Source organism: Streptomyces sp. NPDC054834 (assembly GCF_053611185.1).
This window is the reverse complement of sequence record NZ_JBSGZV010000078.1, coordinates 16,536-27,795: the sequence shown is the minus strand read 5'-3', so window position 1 is coordinate 27,795 and position 11,260 is coordinate 16,536. Positions and strand designations below refer to the sequence as shown.

At 69.8% G+C, this 11,260-nt stretch carries 6 protein-coding genes; 2 read left to right on the top strand and 4 right to left on the bottom strand.

Translation table 11 applies throughout. The annotated features are described in order from the left end of the window. Window positions 1-37 precede the first annotated feature (37 nt). Window positions 38-4,990 (bottom strand): NAD-glutamate dehydrogenase, encoded by a 4,953-nt coding sequence (locus ACWGJM_RS46800; RefSeq protein WP_453417897.1) that lies wholly within the window; start codon window positions 4,988-4,990, stop codon window positions 38-40. 579 nt (window positions 4,991-5,569) lie between these two features. Between ACWGJM_RS46800 and ACWGJM_RS46795 the strand changes: the two genes are divergently transcribed. After that, complete coding sequence (locus ACWGJM_RS46795) at window positions 5,570-6,136, top strand: DJ-1/PfpI family protein (RefSeq protein ID WP_453417896.1); 567 nt, start codon at window positions 5,570-5,572, stop codon at window positions 6,134-6,136. A gap of 31 nt (window positions 6,137-6,167) precedes the next feature. On the opposite strand, the gene ACWGJM_RS46790 is transcribed toward ACWGJM_RS46795, so the two are convergent. Then, complete coding sequence (locus ACWGJM_RS46790) at window positions 6,168-6,839, bottom strand: HAD family hydrolase (RefSeq protein WP_453417895.1); 672 nt, start codon at window positions 6,837-6,839, stop codon at window positions 6,168-6,170. Between the two features lie 76 nt (window positions 6,840-6,915). After that, window positions 6,916-7,428 (bottom strand): DUF6912 family protein, encoded by a 513-nt coding sequence (locus ACWGJM_RS46785; RefSeq protein ID WP_453417894.1) that lies wholly within the window; start codon window positions 7,426-7,428, stop codon window positions 6,916-6,918. Between the two features lie 330 nt (window positions 7,429-7,758). On the opposite strand from ACWGJM_RS46785, the gene ACWGJM_RS46780 reads away from it, so the two are divergent. Further along, complete coding sequence (locus tag ACWGJM_RS46780; protein ID WP_453417893.1) at window positions 7,759-8,280, top strand: Rv3235 family protein; 522 nt, start codon at window positions 7,759-7,761, stop codon at window positions 8,278-8,280. A 106-nt stretch (window positions 8,281-8,386) separates the two neighbouring features. On the opposite strand, the gene secA is transcribed toward ACWGJM_RS46780, so the two are convergent. Further along, window positions 8,387-11,203, bottom strand: a complete 2,817-nt coding sequence (gene secA / locus ACWGJM_RS46775) for a preprotein translocase subunit SecA (protein WP_453417892.1) — start codon at window positions 11,201-11,203, stop codon at window positions 8,387-8,389. Window positions 11,204-11,260 lie beyond the last annotated feature (57 nt).

The window sequence follows — 11,260 nt, the reverse complement described above, 5'->3', positions numbered from 1 at the left end:
CCGGGTCCGGCTCGGGGCGCCCCCTGCTGGCGTATGTCTACGCGTGCGTGCGCAGCAGCGTCCGCATCGTCCGCATCGCCACCGACAGGTTGGCGAGGTCGAAGGTCTCCGAGCCGCGGATCTCCTCCAGGGTGGTCCGCGCCCGGCTCAGGATCGCCGTGTTCTTCTGCTCCCAGGCCTTGAAGCGCTGCTCGGGAGTCGAGGTGCCGTTGCCGACGGCGAGGACGTCCGCGGTGAGGGACGCGTGGGCCGCGTACAGGTCCTCGCGGATGGACGCGCGGGCCATGGACTGCCAGCGGTCCGCGCGGGGCAGCTCGATGATGCGGTCCATGAGCTGGGTGATACCGAGGCGGTCGGCGAGGTCGTAGTAGACCTCGGCGACGTCCAGCGGCTCCTTGCCCATGCGGTCGGCCACCGAGACGATGTCCAGCGTCGGGAAGGCCGAGGAGAACCCGGCCACCCGCGTCGCCAGCTCGTCCGGGACACCGGCCGCGGCCAGCTCGTCGTACACGTGCTGGTACCACTCCAGGTCCTCGCCGCGCAGCAGCTTGGGCAGCTGCTGCCAGACCTGCTCGACCCGTTCGGCGAAGAACTCGACGGTCTCGGCGAGCTCCAGCGGCTGCGGCCGGTTGTTCAGCAGCCAGCGCGTGCCGCGCTCCACCAGACGGCGCGAGTGCAGGCGGATACGGGTCTGGACGTCGGCGTCGACCTGGTTGTCGAGCGCCTCGACCGCGTCCCACACCGGCGCTGAGCTGAAGATCGTACGAGCCACGGTCTGCGCCCGGACGATCTCCTCCAGGGAGGCCCCGGTCTCCTCGCGCAGCCGGTGCAGATACGTCGTACCGCCCGTGTTGACCGTGTCGTTGACCAGCACGGTCGTGGTGATCTCGCGGCGCAGCGGGTGGCCGTCGATTCGTTCGGCGAACTGCTCGCGCAGCGCGGCCGGGAAGTACGAGTGCAGCAGGCCGCGCAGGTACGGGTCGTCCGGCAGCGAGGTGTGCAGCAGCTCCTCGGCGACCGTGATCTTCGTGTAGGCCAGCAGGACGGCCGTCTCCGGGCTGGTCAGCCCGTGGCCCTGGGTCAGCCGCTCGCGGATCTGGCGGTCGGTGGGCAGGAACTCCAGCGCCCGGTCGAGGTGACCCTCGCGCACCAGGTGGCGGAGGAAGCGCTGCTGGGCGTTGAGCATGTCCTTGGACTGGGCCAGCGCGTTGGCAATCGCCGTGTTCTGCGCGTAGTTGTTGCGCAGGACCAGACGGCCGACCTCGTCGGTCATCTCGGCGAGCAGCTTGTTGCGCTGCTTGACGGTCATGTCGCCGTCCGTGACCAGGCCGTTGAGCAGGATCTTGATGTTCACCTCGTGGTCGGAGGTGTCCACGCCCGCGCTGTTGTCGATCGCGTCGTTGTTGATCTTGCCGCCCTGCGTCGCGAACTCGATGCGGCCCAGCTGGGTCAGGCCCAGGTTGCCGCCCTCGCCGACGACCTTGACGCGCAGGTCGGCGCCGTCGACACGGATGGCGTCGTTGGCCTTGTCGCCGACGTCCGCGTTGGACTCGCCGGCCGCCTTGACGTACGTGCCGATGCCGCCGTTCCACAGCAGGTCCACCGGGGCCTTGAGGATCGCCTTCATCAGCTCGGCCGGGGTCAGCTTGGTGACCTTGCCCTCGATGCCGAGCGCCTCGCGGATGTGCGCGTTGACCGGGATGGCCTTGGCGGTACGCGGGAACACGCCGCCGCCCGCCGACAGCAGGTCGGTGTCGTAGTCGGCCCAGCTGGAGCGGGGCAGTTCGAACAGGCGGCGGCGCTCGGCGTAGGAGACGGCCGCGTCCGGGGTGGGGTCGATGAAGATGTGCCGGTGGTCGAAGGCGGCGACCAGCCGGATGTGCTCGCTCAGCAGCATGCCGTTGCCGAACACGTCACCGGACATGTCACCGATGCCGACGACCGTGAAGTCCTGGGTCTGGGTGTCCACGCCCAGCTCCCGGAAGTGCCGCTTGACGGACTCCCAGGCGCCACGGGCCGTGATGCCCATGCCCTTGTGGTCGTAGCCCGCGCTGCCACCGGAGGCGAAGGCGTCACCGAGCCAGAAGTTGTACGACTGGGCGACCTCGTTGGCGATGTCCGAGAACGTCGCCGTGCCCTTGTCGGCCGCGACCACCAGGTAGGTGTCGTCCTCGTCGTGCCGCACGACGTCCTGCGGCGGCACGACCTCGCCGGCCACCATGTTGTCGGTGATGTCCAGCAGCGCCGAGATGAAGGTCTTGTAGCTGGCGATGCCCTCCGCCAGCCACGCGTCCCGGTCCACGCTCGGGTCCGGCAGCTGCTTGGCGACGAAGCCGCCCTTGGCGCCGACCGGCACGATGACGGTGTTCTTCACCATCTGCGCCTTGACCAGGCCGAGGATCTCCGTACGGAAGTCCTCGCGGCGGTCCGACCAGCGCAGACCGCCTCGGGCGACCTTGCCGAAGCGCAGGTGCACGCCCTCGACCCGCGGCGAGTACACCCAGATCTCGTACGCCGGGCGCGGCGCCGGCAGGTCGGGGATGGCCTGTGGGTCGAACTTCATGGAGACGTACTCGTGCGGCTCGCCGCCGCGGGTCTCCTGGAAGAAGTTGGTGCGCAGCGTCGCCTTGATGACGGTGAGGAAGGAACGCAGGATGCGGTCCTCGTCGAGGCTCGCCACCTGGTCCAGGGCCGCGTCGAGCTCCTCGAGCAGGGCGTCGACGATCTCCAGCCCGGCGCGCTGCCGGTCCGGCGACATCCGCGCCTCGAACAGGGAGACGAGCAGCCGGGTGGTGTGGACGTTGTTGCGGAGGGTGTCCTCCATGTAGTCCTGGCTGAAAGTGGAGCCCGCCTGCCGCAGGTATTTGGCGTACGCGCGCAGCACCATCGCCTGCCGCCAGGTCAGGCCGGCACTCAGCACGAGGGCGTTGAAACCGTCGTTCTCCGCGTGGCCGGTCCAGGTGGCCGCGAAGGCGTCCTGGAAGCGCTCGCGGCCGTCGTCGCCGAGGTACTCCGCGCCACCGCCCACCACCTTGGGCATGCGCAGCCCGAAGTCGTAGATCCACGCGGTCGTCCGGTCCGCGCACCGCAGTTCGTACGGCCGCTCGTCGGTGACCTCGACGCCGAGCCGGCTCAGCACCGGCAGCACCTGGGAGAGGGAGACCGTGCCGCCCTTCTGGTAGATCTTGAAGCGGCGCTCCTCGGGCGCGGCGCCCACCGGCTCGTACAGGCTCAGCGAGAACGTCTTGTCCTCGCCCAGCCGCTCCAGGTGGACGAGGTCGGCGACCGCGGCGCGCGGGCTGTGGTCGGCCTTGTACCCCTCGGGGAAGGCGTTGTTGTAGCGGCGCAGCACCTCGGCCGCGTACTCCTCGCCGCACTCGGCGGTCAGCGCCTCGGCGAACGCGTCGGCCCAGGAGCGGGCCGCCTCCACCAGGCGGGCCTCGATGCGGTCCTTGTCGCTGTCGCTGAGCTCAGGCAGCTCGGTGCCCTGCGGGACACGGACGACGAAGTGCAGCCGGGAGAGGATCGACTCGGTGTTCCAGGCCGTGAAGTCGACGCTGGTGCCGCCCAGCTCCTCCTTCAGGATGTCGATGATCCGCAGCCGGACGCCGGTGGTGTAACGGTCGCGGGGCAGGTAGACCAGCGCGGAGTAGTAGCGGCCGTACTCGTCCTGCCGCAGGTAGAGCCTGAGCCGCCGGCGCTCCTGGAGGTACAGCACCGACGTGACGATGGACTGGAGCTCGGCGACCGGGGTCTGGAAGAGCTCGTCGCGCGGGTAGGTCTCCATGATCTGGAGCAGGTCGCGGCCGTCGTGGCTGTGGGGCGAGAAGCCGGCGCGCTCCAGGACCTCTTCGACCTTGCGCCGGATCACCGGGACCCGGCGGACGGACTCGGTGTAGGCGGCGGAGGAGAACAGGCCGAGGAAGCGGCGCTCGCCGACGACGTTGCCGTTCGCGTCGAACTTCTTGACGCCGATGTAGTCCAGGTAGGACGGCCGGTGCACGGTGGCCCGGCTGTTGGCCTTGGTCAGCACCAGCAGCTTGTGCTCGCGGGCCTTGGCCCGGGCGTCGGCCGGGAGCCGCTCGAAGGACGGGCTGACGGGGTGCTGCTCAGCGCTGGAGTGGTGCGGGTCCGAGCGCAGTATGCCGAGCCCGGTGCCGGGGACCGCGGCCAGGGAGTCGTCCTCGCGCAGCTGGTACTCGCGGAAGCCGAGGAAGGTGAAGTGGTCGGCGGCCAGCCAGCGCAGCAGCTCGCGGGCTTCCTCGACCTCGGGCACGGCGAGATCACCGGGAACGGGCTCGTCCGGCAGGCCCTCGGCCATGCGCAGCGCCGCGTCCCGCATCTTCTCCCAGTCCTCGACGGCCTCGCGGACGTCGGACAGCACGCGCACCAGGTCGGAGGTGATCTGCTTGAGGTCGGCGCGGTCCGTCTCGCGGTCGGTCTCGACGTGGATCCAGGACTCGACGTGCGCGTCGTGCGGGAGCTCGCCGTCGGCGGGCGGCGTCGGCAGCACCTCGATGAGCTTGCCGGTGACATCGCGCCGGACGACGAACTGCGGGTGGATGACGACGTGGATGCCGCGTCCCTGCCGGGTCAGCTCATTGGTGACCGAGTCGACGAGGAAGGGCATGTCGTCGGTGACGACCTCGACGACGGTGTGGCTGCAAGTCCACCCGTTCTCTTCGACGGTCGGGGTGTGGACCCGCACGTTGGCCGTGCCCTGGGGGCGGTTCTCGGCCAGCCGGTAGTGCGAGACCGCGGCTCCGAAGACATCGACCGGGTCGCGGTCGGTGAGGTCCTCGGGGGCGGTGTGCAGGTAGTAGCGCTGGAGGAACGCGAGCATGGATTCCTGGTCCGGGCTGCCCGGGGTGCCCGGAATGCCCGCGCCCGTGATCCCAGTCGGTAGGTGCCCCCCGACCGGGCTGTTCTCAGCTACCCGAGCAGCCCTCTCGAGCAGCTCGGCCTTGGCTTCGTCCAGCTTGGTCTGCATTGTCCTCTGGCTCCTGTCGCGCGCCGTTGCGTGACGTAGAAGGAAGTACGGCCTCTTTCCTTCCGGCTCGCCGCCACGGCCCGGGGTGTCCGGTCCGGTCCGACGCTATGCCGCAAGGTGAGAGGAGCGGGGGGTAATCAGCCATTCTCGGCGCGCCCGACGGGTGTGACGCTGCTCTCGGCGACGTCTTTCCCCGGGGAGTGCGCGGCGCCTCGGGGACCCTTGCGCCCCCGTCCCGCCCGCGAAGACCAGCGATTGCCGCCCGGCCACGGATGTCGTCCGTGTTTTCCGGGCGCAGGGCGAAGGCACCGGTGCCTCCGCGAACTATCGCGCTGATCACGCCACAAGGCTATCGCTCCTGACCGGGGGCCCGTCATGAGCCGTATGTGTACAAATCCCGGGGTGGAAGTTTGACGTTATGCACAGGGGTGGAGACGGCCGGGAAGGCGTATCCACGGCGGTCCGGGTCGCACAGGGAAGCGGCTCCCCGGGAAACCGGCGGGTCCTCTTGGCAACGGGGCTCATCGGGGGGACGTTTGCCGTAGACAGGGATTGTCCTCCCGAGAGGAGCCGCCCGACATGACCGCCAAGATCCTCATCGTCACCGGCGACGCAGCGGAGTCACTGGAGGTCCTGTACCCCTACCAGCGCCTCCGCGAGGAGGGCTACGAGGTTCACATCGCCGCCCCCTCCCGCAAGAAGCTGCAATTCGTCGTCCACGACTTCGAACCCGGCTTCGACACGTACACCGAGAAGCCCGGCTACACCTGGCCCGCCGACCTCGCCTTCTCCGAGGTCGACCCCGGCCAGTACGTCGCCGTCGTCATCCCCGGCGGCCGCGCCCCCGAGTATCTCCGCAACGATCCCGAGGTCCGCAAGATCCTCAAGTCGTTCTTCGACACCGACAAGCCGGTCGCCCAGATCTGCCACGGCCCCCTGCTGACCGCCGCCACGGACAGCCTCAGCGGCCGCCGTGTCACCGCCTACCCCGCCCTCGAACTCGACATGCAGGCCGCCGGCGCCACCTTCCAGGACGCCGAGGCGGTCGTCGACGGCACCCTCGTCTCCGCACGGGCCTGGCCGGACCACTCCGGCTGGATGCGGGAGTTCCTGAAGGTCCTGCGCGCGAAGGCGCCGGTGACCTGAGCCGACGTGTGCGCGAGGCGGGGCCGGCCGGTCAGGCCGCCAGCCGCTCCGCCTCCGCCACGGCCTCCGCCAGCGTGTCCACCACGGGCACGCCCACCTTCTCCAGGCTGGCCCGGCTGTGCGAGCCCCCGGTGTACAGCACAGCCCCCGCCCCGACGTACCGCGCCGCCACGGCGTCGTCCGCCGCGTCCCCGATCACCACCGTACGCGCGGGCTCGATCCCCGCCCCGTCCAGCGCCTCGAGATGCCGCACCATGTGCTCGGCCTTGCTGCCCCCGGACGGCCCGATCCGCCCCTCCACCCGGATGAAGTGCGCCTCGATCCCGAACCCGCGCACCAGCGGCACCAGTTCGTCGTGCACATACATGCTCAGCAGCGACTGGCTGCGCCCCGCCGACCGCCACGCCGCCAGCAGGTCCACCGCGCCCTCGGTCAGCCCGCACCGCACCCGGTGCTCGGCGTAGTACCGGTGGAAGACGTCGTCCATGACCTCCCACTCGGCATCGGTCGGCAGCCTCCCCAGCAGCCGCTCGTAGAACCTGGGCACCGGCACGCAGTACAGCGCCCGGTACTGCTCCAGTGTGATCGGCTCCAGCCCCAGCTCACCGAACGCCGCGTTCGTCGCCCCGATGATCGCGTCGTTGTCATGGAACAGCGTCCCGTTCCAGTCCCAGACGATGTGCGCGCTTGAGTGCATCCCCATGCCCAAAAACGTACCCGCCGCCACTGACAATCATGGAAGCGGCGGATGATCCCGCAGGTCACAGCAGTCGCGTCGGTTACCCGAGCCCCACCAGATTCGGGATCTCCTGCGTCGCGAACCACAGCAGCTCGTGGTCCTCGGCCCCGTCCACGACGAACTGCGCGTCGTCGTCCCCCCCGTCCGCCGCCTCGAGTGCCCCGGCCGCGGCGGCCACGTCCGCCTCCGCGTCGTCCGCGTCCACATGCACCGCCGCCGCCTTGGCCAGCCGCACCGGCCCGGCCACCCGCACCTCACCGAGCGCCGCCGGGTCGAGCCCGCGGTCCGGGTCGGCGGCGGCCGCGCCGTCGGGCACGTCGACGGCGACCACGACACGCCGCCGCGCCGTGTCCGGCTCCGTGGCCAGCAGCCGCAGGGAGGCCAGCGCGGCCCGGCTCAGCGCCGCGTACTCCAGTTCCTCAAGGTCGTCGGAGAGATACCACTCGCGCAGCCCGGGCGTGACGGCGTACGCGACGAGCGGGCCACTCCCCAGCTCACCCGTCTTGTAGGCCTCGGCGAGCCCGGAGAGGGTCAGGGGGACGTAGACGCGCATGCTGGCCGCTCTTTCCTGGTCGGAGACTCCGCTGAGGCTCCGGGGAGGGCGGTCCCGCGTCCCCCGGAGGGCCTTCAGGATACGTGTGGAGTCCTCTTTCGGGTTCCCGCCCGTGATGCCCCCGACGTCCACCCGGCGCCCCGCGACTCACCCGGGCTCACCCCCGCGCCACGGGGTTTCCCGCCGTGCCGACCACTCGGATAGGTGAACCTCCCGGCCTCGCGACACCGGCCGGGTCCTTCCTTGCCGCCCCGGTCCCCGGGCACGTACAAGATCCCCACCAGCAAGTTACCGCCCGGTACCCGCCGGGCCCGCCGAACGGGGACTTCCATGAACAAGGTCATGACCAGGGCAGCGGCACAGCACCGCCCCGGCACCCGCCCGCCGAGCCGCCGCGACCCCCGCCGCCCCGGCGGCACCCCGCCCCGCAACCCGGCCCCGCGCGCGGCCCGGCCCACCCCGGACACGGGGCCGGCCGCCAGCGCGCCGCCTCCGCGGCCCCGCCCCACCGACCTCTTCGCCGACCGTCTCCTCGCCGTGCTGAGCGGCCGGCGCCCCGTCCACTGGATGCTCCGGCACACCGTCGGCCGCGCGTACGACGATCTGGCCCGGCTCGCCGAAGCCGGCACTCTGCGCACCCGCGGCACCCGTCCCGTCGTCCGCGACATCGGCTACTACGTCCCCCGCCCGGGCGCCGTCGAGGCCTTCGCCCGCATCGGCGCCGGCGACCAGCTCCGCGCCCTGGCCTTCCGCCTGGAACAGGGCCCCGACCTCCGCTGGCGCTGCACGGCGGTGGAACTGGGCGGGCCCCGCACTCCACGAGGCCGCACTCCACGAGCGCAGGACGGCTGAAGCAACGGGCGAAGGAGCGGCGGGGGCAGCACGCCGAAGGGCCGGGCACCCCGAGGGGTTCCCGGCCCTTCAGACAGGCCCTAAGGCGCCTCAGGCACCTGAGCGGTCACTTCTTGCGGCGACGGCCCGACTTGGCCTGCTTGCGCCGCTCGGCGCGGGTGAGGCCGTCGGCCTCGGAGCGCACGGGCTCGTCGTCGTCGGCGAACTCGCCCTCGATGACGCCGCCCTCGCCGTCCACGGTCGGCGCGGAGAAGTGCAGCTCGCGTCGCTGCGGGGCGTCCAGCCCCTTGGCGCGGATCTCGGGACGGGCGCCGGCCTGCGCCGGAACCGTCTCCTGCGGCTGCTTCTCGATCGACGGCTTGGCGTCCTCGACCGGGACCTCCTCGACCTGCTGCTCGACCTGGACCTCCAGGTTGAACAGGTAGCCGACGGACTCCTCCTTGATGCCCTCCATCATGGCCTGGAACATGTCGAAGCCCTCGCGCTGATACTCGACCAGCGGGTCCTTCTGCGCCATCGCGCGCAGGCCGATGCCCTCCTGGAGGTAGTCCATCTCGTAGAGGTGCTCGCGCCACTTGCGGTCCAGGACCGACAGCACGACCCGGCGCTCCAGCTCACGCATGATCTCGGAGCCGAGCTGCCCCTCACGCGCCTCGTACTGCTCGCGGATGTCGTCCTTGATGGACTCGGAGATGAACTCGGCGGTCAGCCCGGCCCGGTCACCGGCCGCCTCCTCCAGCTCCTCGATGGTGATCCTCACCGGGTAGAGCTGCTTGAAGGCACCCCACAGCCGGTCCAGGTCCCAGTCCTCGGGGAAGCCCTCGGCGGTCTCCGCACCGACGTACGCGTCGATCGTGTCGTCCATGAAGTGCTGCACCTGCTCCTGGAGGTCCTCGCCCTCCAGGACGCGGCGCCGCTCGCCGTAGATGACCTCGCGCTGACGGTTGAGCACCTCGTCGTACTTCAGGACGTTCTTACGGGTCTCGAAGTTCTGCTGCTCGACCTGCGACTGCGCGGACGCGATCGCGCGCGTGACCATCTTGTTCTCGATCGGCACATCGTCCGGCACGTTCGCCATGGACATCACGCGCTCGACCATCTGGGCCTTGAACAGCCGCATCAGGTCGTCGCCGAGGGAGAGGTAGAAACGGGACTCACCGGGGTCGCCCTGACGACCGGAACGACCGCGCAGCTGGTTGTCGATCCGGCGCGACTCGTGCCGCTCGGTGCCCAGCACGTACAGGCCGCCGAGCTCCTCGACCTCTTCCTTCTCGGCCTTGACCGCCTGCTCGGCCTTCTCCAGGGCGGCGGGCAGGGCGTGCGCCCACTCCTCGATGTGCTCCTCGGGGTCGAGGCCGCGCTGGCGCAGCTCCGCCTCGGCGAGGTCCTCGGGGTTGCCGCCGAGCTTGATGTCCGTACCACGGCCGGCCATGTTCGTGGCGACCGTGACCGCGCCCTTGCGGCCGGCCTGGGCGACGATCGTCGCCTCGCGGTCGTGCTGCTTGGCGTTGAGCACCTCGTGCTGGATGCCGCGCTTGCTGAGCTGCTGCGAGAGGTACTCGGACTTCTCGACCGAGGTGGTGCCGACCAGGATCGGCTGGCCCTTCTCGTGCTTCTCGGCGATGTCGTCGACGACCGCCTCGAACTTGGCGACCTCGGTGCGGTAGATCAGGTCCGACTGGTCCTTGCGGACCATCGGCTTGTTCGTCGGGATCGGGACCACGCCGAGCTTGTAGATCTGGTGGAACTCGGCGGCCTCGGTCATCGCCGTACCGGTCATGCCGGAGAGCTTCTTGTAGAGGCGGAAGAAGTTCTGCAGGGTGATCGTGGCGAGCGTCTGGTTCTCGTCCTTGATGTCCACCCCTTCCTTCGCCTCGATCGCCTGGTGCATGCCCTCGTTGTAGCGGCGGCCGGCGAGGATACGGCCGGTGTGCTCGTCGACGATCATGACCTCGCCGTCGATGACGACGTAGTCCTTGTCCTTCTTGAAGAGCTCCTTGGCCTTGATGGCGTTGTTCAGGTAGCCCACCAGCGGGGTGTTCACCGACTCGTAGAGGTTGTCGATGCCCAGCCAGTCCTCGACCTTCGAGACGCCGGCCTCATGGATGGCGACCGTGCGCTTCTTCTCGTCGACGTCGTAGTCGCCGGTCTCCTCCATGCCCTTGAGCGGGTTGCCGGCTTCGCCCTTCTTCAGGCGCGTGACCAGCTTGGCGAAGTCGCCGTACCACTTGGTGGCCTGGTCGGCCGGGCCGGAGATGATCAGCGGCGTACGGGCCTCGTCGACGAGGATGGAGTCGACCTCGTCGACGATGGCGAAGTTGTGGCCGCGCTGGACGAGCTCGTCCTGCGACCACGCCATGTTGTCGCGCAGGTAGTCGAAGCCGAACTCGTTGTTCGTGCCGTACGTGATGTCGCACTCGTACTGCTCGCGGCGCTGGGCCGGCGTCATGTTGGCCAGGATGCAGCCAACACTCAGGCCCAGGAACCTGTGGACGCGGCCCATCATCTCGGAGTCGCGCTCGGCCAGGTAGTCGTTGACCGTGATCAGGTGGACGCCCTCACCCGAAAGGGCGTTCAGATACGCGGGCAGCGTGCCGACGAGGGTCTTGCCCTCACCGGTCTTCATCTCGGCCACGTACCCGAGGTGCAGGGCGGCGCCGCCCATCATCTGCACGTCGTAGTGCCGCTGACCGAGGACGCGCTTGGCGGCCTCGCGCACGGTGGCGAACGCCTCGGGGAGCAGGTCGTCCAGAGTCTCACCATCGGCGTACCGCTGTTTGTACTCATCGGTGAGGGCTCGCAGATCGGCGTCGGAGAGGTCAACGAAGTCCTCTTCGATGGAGTTGACCTGGTCCGCGATGCGGTGCAGCTTGCGCAGGATCTTGCCTTCGCCTGCACGCATGATCTTCGAGAGGACGGACACGGGGGCTGGTCTCCTTGCCGGTCGGGCCTGGGACGGTCGGTTTCCATTGGACGTACT